Consider the following 20,046-nt stretch of genomic DNA (forward strand, 5'->3'; position numbering starts at 1 on the left):
ACGGGGACTCCGTCAGAACTCGTCATCCTCGGTAGGACGCGGGCCCTGCGCATCCTGATTCGCGAGCACCAGCGAGATGATCGTGAGCGCCATCATGATGATCCCGGCCGGGTTGGCGACGCCGATCGCGACGTCGAGAGCGGGCTGCTGTGCACCGCTGATGATCGTCTGCATGCCCTTGGCCGTGATGTCGGGGATGGTGAGGCCGAGCAGGATGCCGCATCCCCAGGCCGCGATGAGCGTGCCGCGCGTCGCGGGCCGGACCGGGAAACCGCGGCTCGCGGTGCGCGAGAGCGCCCGGGCGATGAAGACGTGCAGCACGAGCACGATCAGCCCGATGGCCAGGTACACCACGGTGAGCTCCCCGCCTGCACCGAACAGGAACCGCCCGAAGACGATCCACAGCGCGATTGCGAAACCGACGAGAAGAACACCGACGCCACGGGTCGTACCCGTCCGTGTCGTCTGCTCAAGGGAGTGCATGACTCTGAGCCTACGAGCGGTCGGTAAGGGCATCGAATCGCCCGCTGCAGCGATACACGTGGAGCACGATGGGAACGAAAAAGTCCTGAGCCGCGACTCGTTCGTAAACGATGTCGCGACTCAGGACAATTGGTGGTGTGTTTAGGAAACTGCGCAAAGCCAGTGGTGGCGCGCCACCTCGCTCGCTCCTTCGACCCATTTTCCATCGGGAAGGCCGCGATTTCCCCAGATTCTTCCCCCACTTTTCCCAAGACGCACAGACAGCCCCGCCCGCTTGGGGTACGTAGATTGGCTCCATGGCACGAGGCGTCTCATCTCCGAATGCGCTCCGCGCACCCGGGTCCCCGTCACGGGATGCCCCGCTCTGCGTACTGGATTCGTGGGTCTGGATCCGGTTGTCGGCCGCTCGCACGGATCCGGCTGATCCTCTGCGTGCTGCATGGGAACAGCTCGCTGCCGCAACGGCCGACGGAGTTCTCCAGATTGCATTGACCTCTGGGAACTACTTGGAGCTTTGGAACCGTGAGAAAGCCGCGTCACGACACAAGATCGCGACGACCATGGCGCAGCTCACCGACTATGTCTCGCTCCGCGCCATGCATGAAGTCGTGATCGAGGAGACTCGCCGCCTCATCGCACGTCGACGTGCGGGAGCCCGCGGACCAGCAGCCACGATTGAGCGAGAGTGGGTTCTGGGTGTCGGCGCGCAGCATGCGTTTGGGTCGCCATCCGGCAGGTTTCGTTTCGTGGAGACCATCGCCACGAAGGAGACGCCCGAGGGAGCACCGACAGAGATGCCGAAGGCCTGGCCGGTGAAGGGGGAGACGATGACTTCCGAAGCCTTTGAATGGTTCAATCTCGCCGGCCTGGACGACTCCTACAACATCCCGGGCATCGACTACCGCCCTACTCATCGTCAAGGCGACGAATGGGTCGATGCGCAGAACTTTCTCCGCCGCAAGGTGGCGTTCATTGATTCCGATCCCTCGCTTCTCTACCGCATGCTCATCGACACCCGCCTGCAGGACGTTTTCGAGCAGGTTGGACCGACGGCTGTCTCGGGAGAAGAGCTACGGGCTTGGTTCACGGGCCCCATCGACGGAGTAGCCTTCGTCACCGCCCTGCCCGTGCAGCAGGTCTATGCCGAACTGCTCTTCGCTGCTCATCGAAATCTGAACTATGAGTTCCGGCAGCACGACCGTGTCGACATCATGGAGCTAGCGCTCGCGGTGCCGTACTGCGACGTGGTCGTCCCCGACAAGAACTGGGCCCACCTCGCCAACGCATCTCGGGTCGCACGCGAGCACAACACGACCGTGCTTCAAGGCCTAAGAGCGTTCAAAGAATGGGCCGAGAGGCTCTGACGAAACTCTCCGGGTATCGCGAATACCGTGTCCCTGCTCGCGCAACGCCCTCTCACTCAGCATGGGCACAAGCGCATTCACAGGCAACAATGCCGCCCGCCGGCCCGGAAGTGAGCTCCCGCGTACACGCTCGATGGATGCTGAAGCAGCACTCAACACACAGCTGTGCACCATCGGCAGCGAGGAGCGCAGTAATCACTCGCTCGGAGACATCAAGCGCTTCGCTGATTCGTGCCGAGTCGTACCCGTACCCGTCCGCGAGAAGCCGAACGACTCGAGCCTGATCTCGTCGGGCGACTCGAGCATTACGCCGCAGTACTTCGGTGATCGCGCTCGCGCCAGCAGCACGGTCGTTAGGCTGGCTATCGCTCATTATCTTGGCCTCCACAGGTCTGATGGGTGGTGGAGCGGCTCCCGTGATTGGCGTCCGGAGCCGCTCTTTCCGTTGTATCCATCACCCCCGTCATCGAGGGCCCCTCAACTGTGCTCTCGTAGCACGACAGCGGGCGGCCTGAAGACGCATGGCTGAACATCTCGTGGGTGCATTCATCGCGCAGCATGCTGACCGGTCTTCTACGCATCCCCGGGCTCATACTCGTACCCGCACGCAGAAACCGCCGCATCGAGATCCTCATCGCAGAAGACCTGGTTGAGGAGCAGCCGGGATTTTCCGACCAGATCAAACAACTCGCACTGATGCTGGGAGCCAACCCGATAGTTCACGTAACGACCGTCAAGGACCGCGGGACGATCACAGCGAAGATCAACAGCAACAACCCCCACGAGCTCATCGCCCTAGGATCCGCAGTCGATGAGAACATCGTTTCCACCTTCACCCGCAGGAACGGTGATCGCGACCTCCACCGCGCGGTCTGCACATCCGCTGACGCCGCACTGCAGTGGCTGCTGGATGAACTGCCACGCATCATGGGTGTGGGCCCGGGGCTAATGAGCTACCCGGAAGTGGAGGCACTTCCGGGACGCCCCATCCTGCCGGTGGCCAAGCCGACAAGGTGCCTGCACCATGGCGAGAATCACTACGTACGCGACGGCGAGACCGACTGGTGGTGGACCCGGGACTTCGCCCAGCACGGCAGCGACGAGAAGTGCGTCTTCAAGACCTACGTGCTCGTCGACGGGGAACTGCTGTGGAACACCGACCACGACGCGGACGGCGACGTCATCGCGGACAAACACAAGGGACGAGTCGGCAAGAAGATCGCTGAGAGCGCGACAAGCTCATGCGGGTTCCCCGCAAAGCACCTGCGTTGATCAATCGCCCAGTGAGGATCCGGGCTTCCTTACCGTCCCTCTCCTTGCTACGGAACTACCTCAGAGATGATGGATTCGGCTCCGGCGCCGGCGTGACTCGAAATTACACGGACGCCGTTCGCGGCTGTCTTTTTGTGGATCTGTCCGTCGACGCCGGGGTCGCTGCGGGCCGGGCGGGCACATGACTTGATAGCGCCTCTATGTCAAGCGGCCACCGCGACTGGATGGGTGACAGAATCTGCGACGAGCGTGCGGTAGATGGCTTTGGTGAGCTGTCGCTTGAGTGCGCGGAGCGCTTCTGTGCGGCTACTCCCGGTCGCGAGGCGGCGCTGGTAGTAGTCGCGTCCTGGGCCGGGGAAGATGGTCTGCACGTGCGCGGCGAGGTGGATCGCGTTGTTGAGCTGCCGGTTCCCGCGCCGCGACAGGCGGTGACGGACGACGTCGCCGCTGGAGGCTTCGATCGGCGCGGTGCCGGCATAGCTGGCGAGGTGATCGGCGCTGGGAAACCGGCCGACGTCGCCCACGTGGCCCAGGATCTTCGCGGCCAGCACGTCGCTGATCCCGGTGAGCTGGGTCAGGGTCGTGTCCGACGCGGCCACCGCGGTCACGCAGCGGCGACGGTTCTCGGCGATCGCCTTGTCGAGACGGCGAATGTCGGCGAGAAGGTCTCGTGCGACCTGCTTGCGTTCGGTCTCGACCGCATTGCCGGGGCGGACCTTGGCCAGCAGAGTCGAGGCCTTGGTCGCGCTCAGATGCAAGGGGGGCTCCGCCGGGGATCAGGTCGCGCAGGTGCCGGTGCAGCCGGTTCATGGTGCGGCGTCGCTCCCGGGTCAACTCGTCCCGGCGGTCCGCGAGCAGCCGCAACACGCGGGTGTGATCATCGGCGGTGACCGGCGCGAGGTCGGGGCGTTGCGCGGCGACGATGGCGACACCGCGCGCGTCGATGTGGTCGGTCTTGCGGCCGTGCCCGGTCTCGAGCAGCCGGGCACGCGCGGCCAGGGTGGCGGGGACGTCGACGACGCTCTCTCCCGCGGCGACGAGGCGTTGGGCGAGCAGTTGGCCGAGCCCGCGGGCGCCCTCGATCGCCCAGCGCCGGTCAGCCCACGGCGCGGCCCAGACCAGCAGCTGGTCGATCGTCGCGCGGGTTGCTCTGAGGCGGATCGTGCCGAGTTCGGTCAGACCAGCGTCCAGCGCGGTCGCGGTATGCGAGTTCTTGTGAGGGTCGATCCCGATGATCACGGTCATGAGTCACTTCCTTCGGTTGCCAGATGGTGGGATACCACGGCGGGCAACCTGAGTTTCAGGAAGCGATGCACGCCTCTATCGAGCCACGCCGCAGCGGGCGGTGACCGGCCGGCACGCTATGAGAGAGCCACACCGGAGTGGGCAAGGAGCGTGAGAGCCCAGTCGGCCACCTCCCTCGCACCCTACGCCCCCGTCGGAACCGAGTGCTGGGACGATCAAAGCAAGTCAGGAGCCTGACCGGTAAGTCGTCTCACCTTTGTGCTGTCTGCACTCACCCGACCCGCGGTGACGTTCATCACCGTTGGAAGGGAATCCCGTCAATGACGAGCATGACACTCGACCCGCCGCTCACCAACCCGCTGTCACCAGCGGCCGAACTGGTAGCCGGCGTCGACACGCACAAGAACACGCATCACGTCGCGATCCTGGATCTCGTCGGCAGACCTGTCGCGGACCGTGAGTTCCGCGCAGACGGCCGCGGCTACGCACAGGTCATCACGTTCCTCCACGCACACGGCAACGTCGTTCGCGTCGGTGTCGAGGGCACTGGCTCCTACGGAGCTGGCCTTTCACGCGCGCTCAACGCCGCGGGGCTGACCGTCGTCGAAGTCGCACGGCAGGACCGACAAGCCCGGCGTCGTCGAGGTAAGTCCGACCCTCTCGACGCCCACCAGGCAGCCGTCGCTGTCCTGGCCGGAACGGACACCGCGATCCCGAAGTCCGGTGAAGGGGCAGTCGAGTCGATGCGAATCCTCCTCGCCGAGCGCCGCTCCGCAGCCAAAGCCAGGGCGCAGGTGATGAACCAGATCCACGCGCTGCTGATCACCGCGCCGGAAATGGTGCGGCAGGCGTTCCGGGCGCTCAGCGGACAGCGACTGGTGAACACGCTCGCCAAGACCCGTCCCGGAACGATCGCGTCCGCAGATCCAGACATCGTCGCCCGCCAGACACTACGGCGGTTCGCGGTCCGCCACCTCACGATGCAAGCCGAGATCGACCTCATCGAACAGCAACTGGAGCTGCTCGTCCGCCAAGTCAATCCCACACTGCTGTCGCTGAGCGGCGTCGGCCCGGTCACCGCCGCGACGCTGCTGGTCGCCGCCGGCGACAATCCTGAGCGACTGGGCACCCGGGCAAGCTTCGCCGCTCTCGCAGGCGTCGCCCCGATCCCCGCATCATCCGGCCAACGCACCCGGCACCGGCTCTCCCGCGGCGGGAACCGACACGCGAACGCCGCCCTTCACCGGGTCGTGCTGCTACGCATGCGGCACCGTGAACCCCGCACGATGGCCTACTTCGAGCGGCGCCGCGCGGAGCAACTCACCGACCGCGACATCATGCGCTGCCTCAAACGACACATCGCAAACGAGATCTACGCCGCCCTGCTCAACCCCGCCACCGACAACCCGGTCGGGCGCGAACTCCGCGCCCGCCGACAAGCGATCGGCATCCCGATCAGCGTCCTCGCCGCGACCCTCGACGTTCCCTATCAACGACTACGCCGCCTCGAGATCGGCGTCCGCGCCGACCCCGAACTCGAACACCTCGCCACCATCGCTCTCAACGAGATCAACCCACCACTGAACGCTTGACAACAATAGGAGCATCCATCGCGCGGGTCGCGCTTGCACACGGTCTTGAAGGTTCGAGCTGCGGCACCCGCAGCTCGAACCCTCAAAAGGAGGAATCGGCGATCAATCATCCACTTCGACCGTCTGTCCGCTCTGCGCGTCGACATAGACATCGCGATCATCGCCGCCAGAGGCGATGACGCTCACCTCGAACACAATCCGTGCCGGGTCACCGCGCTCGAGTTTCCAGGATCGCGGGGTGCCGTCGGTTGCGGCAACGGCCGCCGTGATCGCCTCATCGGCTGTTATCAGTCCGTCGGTAGAAAGGCGTCTTCCTTGCGGTCGCTGTCATCGTCGGCCTCCCCCAGCGCAATCCGACGTGCCGGACCGAACCGGTCCAACCGTGGACCGGCGCGCTGGGGAGACCGCGCATGTAGGCAGGAGACCGTTACTGCCACAGGAGGTATCGGCCCATGACAGAGCTCGGTGACCGCATAGCGCGACTGCGTGGCGATCTCGGGTTAACGCAACAACAGGCAGCCGAACGCTCCGCGCTGACAGCCACGGCATGGAGTCGAATCGAGTCAGGAGAGACAGAGCCACACCTGAGTGAAGTCCTCGGAATCGCTGCCGCACTTGGGTGTTTCGTTTCCACCATCCTCTGTCGTGGCGAGATCCTGGACCGGCTGCAGAGCATCTCCCATGCCGGCCAGCCCAGCGCGGACTTGTGCGTCACTCACGAGGACCTGGGCTTCTATTTGGAGGCAAAGGCTCGGCTACGGGACGCCGGGCACGACGGTTAGGCGGCTACGGCGAGCGCCTGCAGGCCTCCCTGCGCACGAGAGCCCCGGATCAGCCAGCAAATACGAACCGGCCCGGTTTCCTAAATGGAACCGGGCCGGTATCGTAAACGGATCTGTCTAGTTTCCTAAACACACCATTGGTGCGCGAGGGGGGTGTTGAGATTCACGACATCGTTGACAGCTGATCGCGCGGATCCGGATCGTGATCGTTGACACCTGAGTCGCGTCATCGTTGACAGATCGGCGGGTGTGATCGTTGACCGGTGAGTCGGGTCATCGTTGACGGGTGAAACCGAAGAACCTCGTCATCGTCCGCGCCGTCACCGACCAGGGCCTCACCCACACCGAAGCCGCCGCCCACTACGGCGTCACCCGACACATGGCTCTCGTCATCGTCCACCCGTATCGCGGAGCGATGGGACGGGAACTATCGCACACGCACACGTGCAGCGCCGGACGATCACACCGATCCATGGCGACACGGGGACGCTCATGAAACCCTGCCAGCTCCCCAACTGCGGAACCGAGCGGTTGACCACGACCGCCAACGATGACCCGACTCACCAGCACCCCGTCACACGTCAACACCCCGCCAACGAAAAAGTCCTGAGCCGCGACTCGTTCGTAAACGATGTCGCGACTCAGGACAATTGGTGCGCGAGGGGGGACTTGAACCCCCACGCCCTTGCAGGCACTGGCACCTGAAGCCAGCGCGTCTACCTATTCCGCCACTCGCGCATGTCGTCTTCCGCAGAAGCCAACCTCCCAAAGATATCACGGGTTCGACGCGCTTCTGCACGCGCCGGCCGTCCGCCGCTCGCCCGCATCTGGTGAGAAGCCACCTCCCGCTCGAGACATCACGTGGCACGTGGTTTCTCACGCGACAGATGGCTTATCGACGCGAACGGACCCGCACTTCGTGACACCGGGGGCGCGTTTTCAGGGCGGGTGGATACGATGTCGTAACCGTCCGGCATGCCAAAGGAACCCCGAAGGAACCCCGTGGGACTACTCGACAGCTTTGAGAAGGGTCTGGAACGCGCTGTGAACAGCGCGTTCGCGAAGACCTTCCGCAGCGGCATCCAGCCTGTCGAGATCGCCTCCGCCCTGCGCCGCGAGGCCGACACGAAGGCGGCCGTCGTCAGCCGCGACCGCATCATCACCCCCAGCGACTACCTCGTGCGTCTCAGTCCCGACGACGACGAGCGGATGCGATCGCTGGGCCGTGCCCTGCACGACGAGCTCTTCGCGCTGCTCACCCAGCACGCCCGCACCCAGGGGTACAGCTTCGCCGGCCCGCTGACCATCGCCATCGAGGCCGACGAACGGGTCGCCACCGGCACGGTGCGGGTGAACTCCCGATCGGTCGAGAGCCGAGTGAGCTGGCAGGGCGTCGTCGAGATCGACGGCCGCCGGCATCCGCTCGCCACCGCACGCACCGTGATCGGCCGCGGCACCGACGCCGACATCACCATCTCGGATGCCGGATCGAGCCGCCGCCACGCCGAGATCCTGTGGGACGGCGAACGCGCGATGCTGCGCGACCTCGGCTCCACCAACGGCACCAAGGTCGACGGACAGAAGGTGCGCGAGGCGGGCCTGGCCCCCGATACGACCTTCACGATCGGACGCACCGAGTTGACGTTCCGGGTCATCCCGGTGACGGACAGGGAGGCCCGTGCATGAGTGACCTAATGCTCCTGCTGCTGCGGGTCGGCTTCCTGGTGATGCTGTGGTTCTTCGTGTTCGGCGTCGTCTACTCGCTGCGCGCCGACCTGTTCGGCGTGCGGGTGCGCAAGATGCCGGCCGCTGAGGCGGCCGCCGCGCCCGTGGCATCCGCTCCGGCACACACCCCCCGACCCAGCGGCGCCGCAGCCAAGGCGCCCACGCGCCTGGTGATCACCTCCGGCCCCAAGGTCGGGCTCGAGGTTCCCCTCGGCACGGCCGACTCGATGTCGATCGGCCGCTCGAGTGAGTCCGGGCTGGTCATCCGCGACGACTACACGTCCAGCCATCATGCGCGGCTCACGCGCCGCGGCGACATCTGGACCCTGCAGGACCTCGGCTCGACCAACGGCACCTTCCTGGCCGGCCATCGCCTCGGCGACACCCCGGTGCAGGTCGCGGCGGGCACCCCGATCAAGGTGGGCGCGACCACCTTCGAGCTGCGAGCATAAGGGCCGCACGCCACGATGGTCTTCGAGGGCTCGAGCGCTGCGATCTCCCACACCGGGAAGGTCCGCTCCAACAACCAGGACTCCGGCTATTCGGGGGCCAACCTGTTCGTCGTCGCCGACGGCATGGGCGGCCACGCCGGGGGAGATGTCGCCTCGACCATCGCCATCGGCCGCATGGAGGGCCTCGACCAGCCCTACACCAGCACCGACGACGCCCAGGCCTCACTGCAGGCCGCCGCGACCAGCGCGGCCGGCGACCTCGTGCGGGCGTCGAAGGAACGCCCCGAGCTGGCGGGCCTGGGCACGACGCTCAGTGCCGTCGTCATGGTCGACGACTACGCCGTGATCGGCCACATCGGCGACTCGCGCATCTACCTCTACCGCGACGACGCGCTCACCCAGATCACCACCGACCACACCTTCGTGCAGCGCCTGGTCGACTCGGGCCGCATCACCGTCGAAGAGGCGCGTTATCACCCGCGGCGCTCCGTGCTGATGAGGGTGCTCAGCGACATGGACATCGCCCCCGACCTGGACATGTTCGTCATGCCCACGTACCCGGGCGACCGCTGGCTGCTGTGCTCGGACGGCCTCTCCGGCGTCGTCGACGACGAGCACGTCGCCAAGGCGATGGCACTCGGTCTGCCCCCGGGGCGCACTGCCGACAATCTGCTGAAGCAGGCCCTCGACGGCGGCGCACCCGACAACGTCACCGTCGTGCTCGTCGACGTCGGCGGCGCCCACCCGCTCTCGTCGGGCACACCGACCATCGTCGGCGCGGCATCGAACCCGTCCGACCTGCCGGTGCCGACCGCGCGTCCGTCGATCAGCAGCTGGCTGCACCCGGTGCGCCAGGCCGCAAACGAACCCAGCCACTTCGAGCCCGACTCCGACTACTTCGAGGAGATCATCGAGGAAGACCGCCGGCGTGCCCGCCGCCGCCGCGCGGCGTGGCTCGCGGCGATGCTCGTCGCCGTGCTCGCGCTCGTCGGCGCCGGCATCCTCGCCTACAACTGGACCCAGACCCGCTACTTCGTGGGTGCCGACGACGACAGCGTGGTGATCTTCCGCGGCGTGCAGCAGAACCTCGGTCCGATCGCACTCTCGACCGAGGTGCACGACACCGAGATCCTGCTCGCCGACCTGCCCTCGTACCAGCGGGCATCGGTGGAGCGCACGATCAACGCCCGCTCGTTCTCCGACGCGGTCGCGATCACCGATCGTCTGCGGGCCAGTGTGCTGGCTCCCGTGCCCGAGTCGACGCCGTCGCCCGACCTCGATCCCACGCCCACGCCGACGCCGACGGAGGTGCCGACGCCGTGACCGACGTGAGTGCCGACACCAGCGTGATGCGTGCGCTGAAGAAGATCCGGATGCCGCAGAAGCAGCGCAACCGGGAGTTCTGGCTGCTGCTGTTCGCCTGCCTGATCTCGGGCTCCGCCCTGACGCTCGTGCAGCTGGGCGCGCTGGGCACGATCGACCCGATGATCCTCGTGATCGGCGGGGGCCTGGCCGTGCTGGTGTTCGCACTGCACGTGGTGCTGCGCGTCGTGGCATCCGATGCCGACCCCTTCGTGCTTCCGATCGCCACGGTGCTCACGGGCCTGGGCATCGCGATGATCTACCGCATCGACATCGCCCTGAAGTACACCGGCTGGGACGCGTTCTCGAACAAGCAGCTCGCCTGGACGGCGATCTCGATCGCCGGCGCGATCGCCCTGGTGATCGCGCTGCGCAACTACCGCGTGCTGTACCGGTTCACGTACATCTCGGGCCTGGCGGGTATCGTGCTGCTGATCCTGCCGTTCATCCCGGGCCTCGGTGCCACCGGCGCGAACGCCGACGTCTGGGTCTCGGTCGGCAGCCTGTTCTCGTTCCAGCCCGGCGAGCTCGCCAAGATCTGCCTGGCGATCTTCTTCGCCGGATACCTGGTGCGCACCCGCGAGAGCCTCAGCTCGGTCGGCAAGAAGGTGCTCGGCATCACCTGGCCGCGCATGCGCGAACTGGGCCCGGTGCTGGTGGTGTGGCTGATCTCGCTGCTGATCATCGTCACCCAGCGCGACCTCGGCACCGGGATGCTGATCTTCGGCATGTTCATCGCGATGCTGTACGTGGCCACGGGCAAGACCAGCTGGGTGCTCATCGGTCTCGCCGGAGTCGCGGTGGGCGTGTTCTTCGCCACCCGCGTGCTCTCGTACGTGCAGGGCCGCTTCACCAACTGGCTGCACGCATTCGAACCCGAGGTGATCGCGGCCGACGGCGGCAGCTATCAGCTCGTCGAGGGCATCTTCGGTCTGGCGCACGGCGGTCTGATCGGCACCGGGTGGGGTGGCGGACGCCCGCACATCACCCCCCTCGCGCACAGCGACTACATCATCCCCAGCCTCGGTGAGGAGCTCGGCATCGTCGGGCTGTTCGCGATCCTCTGCCTGTACATGGTGTTCATCAGCCGCGGTCTGCGCATCGGGCTGGCAGGACAGGACGACTTCGGCAAGCTGCTGGCCACCGGCCTGTCGTTCACGATCGCACTGCAGGTGTTCATCATGGTCGGAGGCGTGACCCGAGTGATTCCCCTGACCGGCCTCACCACGCCGTTCCTCGCCGCCGGCGGCTCGTCGCTGGTCGCCAACTGGCTCATCGTCGCGCTGCTGCTGCGCATCAGCGACGGCGTGCGCCGCCAGCCCAGGGTGGTGATCGGCTAGATATGACCAAAGAACTGCGCCGTCTGAGCTTCGTGGTGCTGGTGATGTTCCTGTCGCTGTTCCTGGCCACCAGCTGGATCCAGGTCGTCGACGCCGACAACCTCGCCCAGAACTCCGAGAACACCCGCACCCGGCTCGACAGCTTCCAGATCCAGCGCGGATCGATCATCGTCGACGGCGCGGCCGTCGCATCGTCGGTGCCGTCGCCGGATCGCTATCAGTACCAGCGGGTGTACACGGATGCCGCCATGTGGGCGCCCGTGACGGGCTATTTCAACCCCGTGCTGCAGTCGGCGACGGGTATCGAGCTGGCCTTCAACGCCGACCTGTCGGGTACCGGATCAAACCGGTTCTTCAGCGAGATCGAGCGCATCCTGTCGGGGCAGCCCCAGCAGGGCCTGAGCGTGGAGCTGACGCTGGATGCCGCAGCCCAGCGCGCCGCCTACGAGGCCCTGCAGGGCCTGCAGGGCGCCGTGGTCGCGATCGAGCCGAAGACCGGGCGGGTGCTCGCGATGGCATCAACCCCCGGCTACGACACCAACGCGCTCGCCTCGCACGACTCCGACGCGGTCAACGCCGAGCACGACCGCCTGGCGGCGGATCCGACCAAGCCGCTGTACAACCGGGCGATCGCCGGCAAGATGAATCCTCCGGGTTCGACGTTCAAGGTCGTCGTGGTCGCTGCGGCACTGGCATCCGGTGACTGGACCATGGAATCGACGCTGCCGAACCCTGCGCGCTACACGCTGCCGGGCACGGATGTTCAGATATCCAATGCGTGGGGAGGCACATGCGGCCCCGGCGCGACGGCAACGATCGCCGACGCGCTCAAGTTGAGCTGCAACATCCCGATGGCACAGCTGGCGGTCGAGCTCGGCGACGAGCAGATCCGCGAGACCGCCGAGAAGTTCGGCTTCAACACCGAGTTCGAGATCCCGCTGAAGGCGACCGCGTCGAGTTACCCGAGCGACCTGAACGCCCCCGAGACCGCGCTCACCGGATTCGGTCAGGGGCAGGTCACAGCGACGCCGCTGCAGATGGCGATGGTGTCGGCCGGGGTCGCCAACGACGGTGCTGTCATGACGCCGCGAATGGCGGATGCTGTCATCGGCGACGACTTCGCGGTGCACCAGCAGTTCACCGATGAGGCCTTCGACCAGGTGCTCGACGCCGACGATGCGGCGGCGCTGACGGCTGTGATGGTCGAAGGCGTCGAATCAGGGGCCGCGACGGGTGCAAGAATAGACGGCGTCGATGTCGCCGGAAAGACAGGCACAGCGCAGAACGGCGAAGACGAGCCGTACACGCTGTGGTTCACGGGTTTCGCGCCTGCGGATGATCCGCAGATCGCGGTGGCGGTCGTCGTCGAAGACGGCGGTGGAAAGGGTCAATCGGGAACCGGCAACGAGCTTGCGGCCCCGATTGCGAAGAAGGTCATAGAGGCGGTGCTGGGCAGATGAGGCCGACGCAGGGTGTGTCGTTCGGAGGACGCTACGAGCTGCAGTCGCGGATCGCGATCGGCGGCATGGGCGAGGTGTGGGAGGCGACCGACCACGTCATCGGACGTGTCGTCGCCATCAAGATCCTCAAGGACGAGTACATGGGCGACCCCGGGTTCCTCGAGCGCTTCCGCGCCGAGGCCCGCCACGCTGCACTGGTCAACCACGAGGGCATCGCCAGCGTGTTCGACTACGGCGAGGAGAACGGCTCGGCCTACCTCGTCATGGAGCTGGTGCCAGGAGAGGCCCTCTCGACAGTCCTCGAGCGCGACGGTGCTCTCAGCGCCGACAAGACGCTCGACGTCGTCGCGCAGACGGCCTCGGCCCTGCAGGCCGCGCACGCGGCGGGTCTGGTGCACCGCGACATCAAGCCCGGCAACCTGCTGATCACCCCCGACGGCCGCGTGAAGATCACCGACTTCGGCATCGCCCGCATCGCCGACCAGGTGCCGCTGACCGCCACCGGGCAGGTGATGGGCACCGTGCAGTACCTGTCGCCCGAGCAGGCCTCGGGCCACCCGGCATCCCCGGCGACCGATATCTACTCGCTGGGCATCGTCGCCTATGAGAGCCTCGCCGGCAAGCGTCCGTTCACGGGCGAATCGCAGGTGGCCATCGCGATGGCGCAGATCAACGAGCAGCCTCCACCGCTGCCGCAGACCGTTCCGCAGCCGGTGCAGAACCTGGTCATGGCGATGATCGCCAAGAAGCCCGCCGACCGCCCGTCGTCGGCGGCGACCGTGGCCCGCGCGGCCCAGGCGCTGCGCCGCGGCGACCTGAATTCCGCGGCGATCGCCGTGCCCGCCATCGCCGCGGTCGCCGGCGCGGCGGCCCTTGACGACGCCACACGCGTTCTCACCGGTGCCGACGACTCGACGCGGGTCATGCCCACGACCGCGCAGCTGCCGACCGAGGCCGCCGAGGGCGAGGGCGACGAGCCGGCGAAGAAGAAGCGCAGCCCGTGGACGTGGCCGCTGATCGCGCTGATCGTGCTGCTGGTGATCGTGCTGGGCGGCACACTGTGGGCCCTGCTGGGCAACCCGGGTGATCAGAAGGCACCGCCGACCGAGACCACGACCACGCAGTCCGAGACGCCCGATGACACGCCGACCCCCGATGACACACCCACGACGGTGACCGTCAACGTCGGCGGCCTGAACCTCGTCGGCATGCCGTGCCCCGACGCGGTCGCCGTGCTCGAGGAGAACAATCTCGAGGGCGAGTGCGTCGCCGGCGACACGCCGGCCCCGTCTGCCGATCAGCAGAACCAGGTGCAGAGCGTCAGCAATACCGGCAACGTGCCCGAGGGCACCACGATCACGCTCACCACCTTCGCCGCGCCGGTGGAGATCCCCGCGCCCAACTCGGCGCCGACGATCAGTGGCGACCCGGTCGAAGGCGCGACCGTGACCCTGAACTGGACGAACTTCGAGTGCCCGTCGGGTGTTCCCTCGCTCTCGTCGTACGCCGTCAAGCTGACCAACGCGGTGTTCGCCGGCGGCACGGCCACCGAGCAGAACTTCGACCAGAACACGCGGACGGCTCAGATCACGATCAACGGTGCCGCCGGCGCTACGGTCACGGCCAGCTACGTCGCGTACTGCGGCGGTGACCGCCCGTCGCCCCGCTCTCCGCAGATGGAGGAGCAGATCACGACCGCCACGCCGGACGAGGACGCGCCCGAAGAGGGTGCCGGAGAGGTCGTTCCTCCGCTCGGCGGGTAATCTTGTAGCAGTTCTCCCCGCACCGAGAGAGGGTCATCTGTGTCGACAGAGCCGCGCATCATCGCGGGCCGCTACCGAGTGGACGAGGTCATCGGCCAGGGCGGCATGGCGAAGGTTCACCGTGGCTACGACCTGACCCTCGGACGCGATGTCGCGATCAAGATCCTCGATCCCGAACTCGCCCGCGACACGGCCTTCCGCACCCGCTTCCGCCTTGAGGCGCAGGCGGCGTCGCGCATGTCGCATCCGTCGATCGTGCGGGTCTACGACGCCGGTGACCCCTCGACCGGCTCGGAGCCGGCGACGGGCGGCTACGCCGAGCCCTACATCGTCATGGAGCTCGTGCACGGCACACTCCTGAAGGACGTCATCGCCAAGGGCCCGGTGCCGGTGGCCGATGCCATCCGCTACACCGACGGCATCCTCGAGGCCCTCGACTACTCGCACCGGGCGGGCGTCGTGCACCGCGACATCAAGCCGGGCAACGTGATGATCACCGACAGCGGCATGGTGAAGGTGATGGACTTCGGCATCGCCCGCGCGGTGTCGGACTCGTCGTCGACGGTCGCCGAGACCACGCAGATCATCGGCACGGCCGCGTACTTCTCGCCCGAGCAGGCCAAGGGCGAGTCGGTCGATGCCCGCACCGACCTGTACTCCGCCGGCGTGGTGCTCTACGAGCTGCTGACCGGTCGCCAGCCGTTTCGCGGCGATTCGCCGGTCGCCGTCGCGTACCAGCACGTCAGCGAGACGCCCGAACCGCCGAGCGAGCTCAACGAAGCGCTGCCCCGGTCGCTGGATGCCATCGTGCTGCGCGCTCTTGCGAAGGACCCCTACCAGCGCTTCCCGGATGCCGGTTCGTTCCGCACCGCGCTGAAGGAGGTGTCCGCCGGGTACACGCCGACCAAGAAGGACATCGGCGCGCTGACCAGCGAGCTGTACGGCCCCAACCCGCGTCAGGCGCAGGAGACGGCGCGCTCGCTGCGCCAGCTGAGCACCGACAACACGATGACCCGCACGCAGTCCGGCCCGCCCGTGGCGTGGATCTGGGCGGGCGTCGCGCTGCTCGCGGTGCTGCTGTTCTCGGTGCTGTTCTGGGTGATCAGTCTGGCCAGCACGCCGGCCGAGGTGCCGTCGACGACGGTCACCGTGCCGAACCTGGTGAACATGACCTCGGAGGACGCCGAGGCCAGGCTGGTCGAGGACGGGCTGATCGCCGACCTTCGCGACGAGGCCAGTGCCGACTACGACGAAGGCCATGTGATCCGCTCACAGCCGGCCACCGGCGAGAAGGTGGACGAGGGCACGACCGTGATCGTGTACGTCTCCAGCGGTGCCGAGACGGTGGCGATGCCCGTCGTGGAGGGACTCTCGCAGGATGCCGCGACGAAAGCGCTGACCGATGCGGGGCTCGAGCTGGGCACCGTGCGCCCGCAGAACGACCCCGATGCCGGTGCGGGCATCGTGCTCAGCGCCAGTGTGGCCGCCGACACCGACGTCCCGCCGGGCACGGTCGTGGACCTGGTGATCGCGAACGGCCGCGTGACGATCGAGGACATGACGGGCTGGTCGCTGGAGGCCGCCACCAAACAGCTCGAGAAGCTCGGACTGACCGCCGAGCCGGTCGAGCTGGGCACGTGCTCCGAGGGGCAGGTGCCCGGTGCGGTCATCTCGATGTCGGAGGCACCGGGCGAGGTGCCGGTGCACTCGACGGTCGAGCTGCGTCACTGCGTCGCAGGGGAGTGATCCGCCGCGCGCACGGATGACAGCCAGTTCTGCAGCATCCGATACCCGCCCTCGGTGAGCACGCTCTCGGGGTGGAACTGCACGCCGACGATCGGCAGGCGCGTGTGCGCGATCGCCATCACCGTGCCGTGCTCGGCACGCGCGGTGATGCGCAGCTCGGTGGGCAGGTCGTCCTCGACCAGGGCGAGCGAGTGGTAGCGTCCGGCCGGGAACGGCGATCGGATGCCCGTGAACAGGGCAGACCCGTCATGCGTCACCTGCGAGACCATGCCGTGCATGAGCTCGGGCGCCCTGGCAACGGTGCCGCCGAAGGCCTCGCCGATCGCCTGATGCCCGAGACAGACGCCCAGCAGGGGCATCCGCCGTTCTGCGGCCAGCCGCACGATCTCGATCGACGATCCGGCGTCGGCGGGCGCGCCGGGACCGGGCGAGATCATCACGGCGTCGTGCCGCGCGAACAGCGCGGGCCAGTCGACGCCGTCCGCATCGGCCTCGATCATGGTGATGTCGGCGTCGAGCTCGCTCAGATAGCCGATCAGGGTGTGCACGAAGCTGTCGTGGTTGTCGACGACCAGCACGCGCCCGGTCATTCCAGGTCGACCTCTGCGGGCAGGATGTACGGGCTGATCCACGGGAAGACGTAGAAGAACAGGGCGTACAGCACCGCGGCGACGAGCACGAGGAGGATGAACAGGCGCACCCACCACGGGCCGGGCAGCAGGCGCCACAGGGCGGCGTACATCAGCGGACTCCTTCCGAGAGGGTGCCGGCGTCGGCAGATGGCGTGGCGACGTCGACGGATGCCAGCGATGCGGGCGGTCCTTCGGCGCGCGGCTGGAACGACTCGAACACGCCGTATGCGACGATGCGCTCGGCCAGGGAGTACAGCGGCGAGCACGCGGTCAGGGTGATGTAGCGCTCGTCGGTGTCGAGTTCGGGCATCTGCGGCACATCCAGCAGCACGTCCACCGCGGTGGGCGGCACGTACTCGAGCGTGCGGAACCGGTATGTGTACCAGCCCTCGGGCGTCTCGACGACGATCGCGTCGTTCAGCTTGAGCTTGTCGACCTGGTTGAACGGCTTGCCCCAGGTGGTGCGGTGACCCGCGAGCGAGAAGTTGCCGACCTCACCGGGCATCTTGGATTGCTCGTACAGCCCGATGCCGATCTTGTCGAGAGTGCGGGCGCGGCTGGTGCCGCCGGCGATGTTCACGTTGTAGTCGTCGCCGAAGCGGGGAATCTGCATGTTCGCGAAGATCTCGGCATCGGCGGGATGCGGCAGCACGGGCGGCTCGTACACCGTCTCGCCCTCCTGCTGCACGACCGGCGGTGGTTCAGGCGCGGGGGATGAGGCCCACTGCTGCGAGAGCTCGTCACCCTTGGCGTTGTTCTCAGCGCCGATGATGATGTCGCCGATCCACATCTGCCATGAGGCGAACAGCAGCACCAGCACTCCGGCGGTCAGCATCAGCTCGCCGAGCACACTGGTGAAGGTCGCGCGCGATCGCCGCTTCGGCGCCGGACGGCGAGAACGTCGCGAAGACCCGTGCTCGTGCATAGGGAAAGTCTATTCACCCCGGCTAGACTGACTCACATGGCACGATCCCGCGTACCCGAAGAACCCGTCGACCGCCCCGAGGGCAGCGACGAGGCCCCCAACGCCGTCTGGTTCAAGCCCGTCATGGTCGGCTTCATGCTGCTCGGGCTCGCCTGGATCCTGGTGTACTACATCTCCGGGTCGAGGTACCCCATCCCCGGCCTCGACGCCTGGAACCTCGGTATCGGCCTCGGCATCGCGCTGATCGGCTTCCTCATGACCACACGCTGGCGCTGACCAGCATCCGACTTCCGGCCACTGCGGCCGCCACGACGCCCTCTCACCTCGGTGAGGGGGCTTCGTCGTTCTTGCCGGGGGCTGTGAATAACACCCGTGTAATTCTCCCCACCTGTGGAGAGATCTGTGGATAACTCCGGAACAACGGTGATCAGAAGAAGACGCCGGCGCGGACCAGCGCCGGGGGCACGAAGGCGATGACGGCGATCAGCACGAGCACGAGGGCGACCAGAAGGCTGATCTGCGCCGTGCGCTGCGTGCGCCGTCGGGTGCGGGTGAAGATGTATGCGACGGCGGCGCCGACGATCGCACCGCCGAGGTGCGCCTGCCACGAGATGCCGCCGACGACGAAGCCGAAGACGAAGTTGATGCCGAGCACCACCAGGATGCCCGTGACGTTCGCCCCGATGTGACGGCCCACGATCAGCAGGGCCGCCATCAAGCCGAACACCGCACCCGAGGCCCCGACCGTGGCGGTGTTCGGCGCCAGGCAGGCGGCGGCGACCGAGCCGCCGAAGCCGCTGATCAGGTACAGGGCGAGAAAGCGCCAGCGCCCCAGCATCGGCTCGAGCGACCTGCCCAGCATCCACAGGGCGAGCATGTTCAGGCCGAGATGGATGAACCCGCCATGCACCAGCAGCACCGTGAGCGTGCGCCACGGTTCGAATGGAGCGCCCGAGAGGTCGGGGTAGAGGTAGGCGGGCGCGAACCGCAGTGCGCTCGTGATGTACCCGCCAATGCCCGGCACCAGCTGCAGCAGACTGACCGCGGCGGTGAGCGCGATGATGATGTAGGTGACGATCGGCCGGCCGTCGGCGGCGATCGAACCACCCCAGCGGCGCTGCGCGCGACGCTGCGCGGGCGTGCGCGCCTTCATCTCGGCCTTCATGCACTCGGGGCAGATGACCCCGACGGGGGCCTGCGTCTGGCACTCGGGGCAGATCGTGCGCATGCAGCGCTGGCAGAGCACGAAGCTCTGCCGATCCGGATGCCGGTAGCAGAAGTTCTCGCGGTTGCGCGTGAGGTCTGGGTTCGTCATCCGGATCGGCCAGCGCGGTCGTCAGTTGGCGACGATGTCGACGGACTGCAGCACGACCGGCTCGACCGGACGGTCGCCGGCGGCGGTCGGAACGGATGCGATCGCGTCGACGACGGCCTTGGAGGCGTCATCGGCGACCTCGCCGAAGATGGTGTGCTTGCCCTGCAGCCACGGCGTCGGGTCGGTGGTGATGAAGAACTGCGAGCCGTTGGTGCCCTCGGCCTTGCCGGTGATGGCGTTGCGGCGGAGCCCCGCGTTGGCCATCGCGAGGATGTAGGGCTCGTTGAAGTTGAGCTCCATGTTGATCTCATCGTCGAAGTTGTAGCCGGGTCCGCCGACACCCTGACCGAGCGGGTCGCCGCCCTGGATCATGAAGTTCGGGATGATGCGGTGGAAGATGACGTCCTTGTACAGCGGACCCTCGCCGGGCTTGCCGGTGGCCGGGTCGGTCCAGTCCTTGGAGCCGTCGGCGAGGCCGACGAAGTTCGCGACCGTGTTCGGTGCGTGATCGCCGAACAGGTTGATGACGATGTCACCGTGGTTGGTGTGCAGTGTTGCGACGTGTGAAGGGTGAGCCATGCCACCATT

General features: G+C 67.0%; 21 protein-coding genes, 1 tRNA gene and 1 pseudogene. 13 read left to right on the plus strand and 10 right to left on the minus strand.

What is annotated here, in order from left to right; genetic code table 11:
- Positions 1 to 12 precede the first annotated feature (12 nt).
- Positions 13 to 483 (minus strand): hypothetical protein, encoded by a 471-nt coding sequence (locus WDU99_RS14865; protein ID WP_337333245.1) that lies wholly within the window; start codon positions 481 to 483, stop codon positions 13 to 15.
- A 560-nt stretch (positions 484 to 1,043) separates the two neighbouring features.
- Here WDU99_RS14865 and WDU99_RS14870 point away from each other — a divergent pair.
- Complete coding sequence (locus WDU99_RS14870; protein ID WP_337333246.1) at positions 1,044 to 1,847, plus strand: hypothetical protein; 804 nt, start codon at positions 1,044 to 1,046, stop codon at positions 1,845 to 1,847.
- A 558-nt stretch (positions 1,848 to 2,405) separates the two neighbouring features.
- The gene (locus tag WDU99_RS14875; RefSeq protein WP_337333247.1) at positions 2,406 to 3,119 is read left to right on the plus strand and encodes a hypothetical protein; all 714 of its coding nucleotides are present in this window, start codon (positions 2,406 to 2,408) and stop codon (positions 3,117 to 3,119) included.
- A 203-nt stretch (positions 3,120 to 3,322) separates the two neighbouring features.
- Here WDU99_RS14875 and WDU99_RS14880 read toward each other — a convergent pair whose 3' ends face one another.
- The gene (locus tag WDU99_RS14880) at positions 3,323 to 3,877 is read right to left on the minus strand and encodes an IS110 family transposase (RefSeq protein ID WP_337333248.1); all 555 of its coding nucleotides are present in this window, start codon (positions 3,875 to 3,877) and stop codon (positions 3,323 to 3,325) included.
- Between the two features lie 73 nt (positions 3,878 to 3,950).
- Positions 3,951 to 4,364, minus strand: a pseudogene (locus WDU99_RS17290) (IS110 family transposase); the annotation flags it as partial.
- 320 nt (positions 4,365 to 4,684) lie between these two features.
- On the opposite strand from WDU99_RS17290, the gene WDU99_RS14885 reads away from it, so the two are divergent.
- Entirely contained in the window at positions 4,685 to 5,956 is a 1,272-nt protein-coding gene (locus tag WDU99_RS14885) for an IS110 family RNA-guided transposase (protein WP_337333249.1), read from the plus strand.
- Between the two features lie 102 nt (positions 5,957 to 6,058).
- Here the strand turns inward: WDU99_RS14885 and WDU99_RS17295 are convergent, their stop codons facing one another.
- Positions 6,059 to 6,247, minus strand: a complete 189-nt coding sequence (locus WDU99_RS17295) for a PepSY domain-containing protein (RefSeq protein ID WP_420064018.1) — start codon at positions 6,245 to 6,247, stop codon at positions 6,059 to 6,061.
- A 161-nt stretch (positions 6,248 to 6,408) separates the two neighbouring features.
- Between WDU99_RS17295 and WDU99_RS17300 the strand changes: the two genes are divergently transcribed.
- Positions 6,409 to 6,738: a helix-turn-helix domain-containing protein gene (locus WDU99_RS17300; protein WP_420064017.1), complete on the plus strand. Its 330-nt coding sequence runs from the start codon at positions 6,409 to 6,411 to the stop codon at positions 6,736 to 6,738.
- A gap of 286 nt (positions 6,739 to 7,024) precedes the next feature.
- Positions 7,025 to 7,234 carry a hypothetical protein gene (locus tag WDU99_RS14890; protein WP_337333250.1) on the plus strand — a complete coding sequence of 70 codons (210 nt, stop codon included), beginning with the start codon at positions 7,025 to 7,027 and terminating at the stop codon, positions 7,232 to 7,234.
- A 155-nt stretch (positions 7,235 to 7,389) separates the two neighbouring features.
- Here WDU99_RS14890 and WDU99_RS14895 read toward each other — a convergent pair.
- A tRNA-Leu gene (locus WDU99_RS14895) sits at positions 7,390 to 7,476 on the minus strand.
- A gap of 264 nt (positions 7,477 to 7,740) precedes the next feature.
- Between WDU99_RS14895 and WDU99_RS14900 the strand changes: the two genes are divergently transcribed.
- From WDU99_RS14900 to pknB, 7 genes are read left to right on the plus strand one after another with little or no spacing between them, the layout of a single operon-like run.
- Positions 7,741 to 8,424, plus strand: a complete 684-nt coding sequence (locus WDU99_RS14900; protein WP_337333251.1) for a DUF3662 and FHA domain-containing protein — start codon at positions 7,741 to 7,743, stop codon at positions 8,422 to 8,424.
- Positions 8,421 to 8,915, plus strand: a complete 495-nt coding sequence (locus tag WDU99_RS14905) for an FHA domain-containing protein FhaB/FipA (RefSeq protein WP_337333252.1) — start codon at positions 8,421 to 8,423, stop codon at positions 8,913 to 8,915. Before WDU99_RS14900 ends, WDU99_RS14905 begins: the two co-directional genes overlap by 4 nt.
- A 15-nt stretch (positions 8,916 to 8,930) precedes the next feature.
- Positions 8,931 to 10,238: a PP2C family protein-serine/threonine phosphatase gene (locus tag WDU99_RS14910; RefSeq protein ID WP_337333253.1), complete on the plus strand. Its 1,308-nt coding sequence runs from the start codon at positions 8,931 to 8,933 to the stop codon at positions 10,236 to 10,238.
- 26 nt (positions 10,239 to 10,264) lie between these two features.
- Entirely contained in the window at positions 10,265 to 11,617 is a 1,353-nt protein-coding gene (locus WDU99_RS14915) for an FtsW/RodA/SpoVE family cell cycle protein (protein ID WP_337333270.1), read from the plus strand.
- Between the two features lie 2 nt (positions 11,618 to 11,619).
- Positions 11,620 to 13,077 carry a peptidoglycan D,D-transpeptidase FtsI family protein gene (locus WDU99_RS14920; RefSeq protein WP_337333254.1) on the plus strand — a complete coding sequence of 486 codons (1,458 nt, stop codon included), beginning with the start codon at positions 11,620 to 11,622 and terminating at the stop codon, positions 13,075 to 13,077.
- The gene (locus WDU99_RS14925; RefSeq protein ID WP_337333255.1) at positions 13,074 to 14,840 is read left to right on the plus strand and encodes a serine/threonine-protein kinase; all 1,767 of its coding nucleotides are present in this window, start codon (positions 13,074 to 13,076) and stop codon (positions 14,838 to 14,840) included. The genes WDU99_RS14920 and WDU99_RS14925 overlap by 4 nt, the downstream gene beginning before the upstream one ends.
- A gap of 39 nt (positions 14,841 to 14,879) precedes the next feature.
- Entirely contained in the window at positions 14,880 to 16,586 is a 1,707-nt protein-coding gene (gene pknB, locus WDU99_RS14930; protein ID WP_337333256.1) for a Stk1 family PASTA domain-containing Ser/Thr kinase, read from the plus strand.
- On the opposite strand, the gene WDU99_RS14935 is transcribed toward pknB, so the two are convergent.
- The 3 genes from WDU99_RS14935 to WDU99_RS14945 are packed head-to-tail and all read right to left on the minus strand — an operon-like array spanning position 16,565 to position 18,143.
- On the minus strand, positions 16,565 to 17,176 hold the full coding sequence (locus WDU99_RS14935; RefSeq protein ID WP_337333257.1) for an anthranilate synthase component II: 612 nt from the start codon (positions 17,174 to 17,176) through the stop codon (positions 16,565 to 16,567). The genes pknB and WDU99_RS14935 overlap by 22 nt on opposite strands.
- Complete coding sequence (locus WDU99_RS14940; protein WP_337333258.1) at positions 17,173 to 17,328, minus strand: hypothetical protein; 156 nt, start codon at positions 17,326 to 17,328, stop codon at positions 17,173 to 17,175. Before WDU99_RS14940 ends, WDU99_RS14935 begins: the two co-directional genes overlap by 4 nt.
- On the minus strand, positions 17,328 to 18,143 hold the full coding sequence (locus WDU99_RS14945) for a class E sortase (RefSeq protein ID WP_337333259.1): 816 nt from the start codon (positions 18,141 to 18,143) through the stop codon (positions 17,328 to 17,330). The genes WDU99_RS14940 and WDU99_RS14945 overlap by 1 nt, the downstream gene beginning before the upstream one ends.
- Before the next feature lie 36 nt (positions 18,144 to 18,179).
- Between WDU99_RS14945 and WDU99_RS14950 the strand changes: the two genes are divergently transcribed.
- Positions 18,180 to 18,419 carry a cell division protein CrgA gene (locus tag WDU99_RS14950; RefSeq protein WP_337333260.1) on the plus strand — a complete coding sequence of 80 codons (240 nt, stop codon included), beginning with the start codon at positions 18,180 to 18,182 and terminating at the stop codon, positions 18,417 to 18,419.
- Between the two features lie 151 nt (positions 18,420 to 18,570).
- Here WDU99_RS14950 and WDU99_RS14955 read toward each other — a convergent pair whose 3' ends face one another.
- Both WDU99_RS14955 and WDU99_RS14960 read right to left on the minus strand, forming a co-directional pair.
- Positions 18,571 to 19,458 (minus strand): rhomboid family intramembrane serine protease, encoded by an 888-nt coding sequence (locus WDU99_RS14955; RefSeq protein WP_337333261.1) that lies wholly within the window; start codon positions 19,456 to 19,458, stop codon positions 18,571 to 18,573.
- A 21-nt stretch (positions 19,459 to 19,479) separates the two neighbouring features.
- Positions 19,480 to 20,037, minus strand: a complete 558-nt coding sequence (locus WDU99_RS14960) for a peptidylprolyl isomerase (protein ID WP_337333262.1) — start codon at positions 20,035 to 20,037, stop codon at positions 19,480 to 19,482.
- Between the last annotated feature and the right edge of the window lie 9 nt (positions 20,038 to 20,046).

Source organism: Microbacterium bandirmense (assembly GCF_037204185.1).
Taxonomy (GTDB): Bacteria; Actinomycetota; Actinomycetes; order Actinomycetales; family Microbacteriaceae; genus Microbacterium; species Microbacterium bandirmense.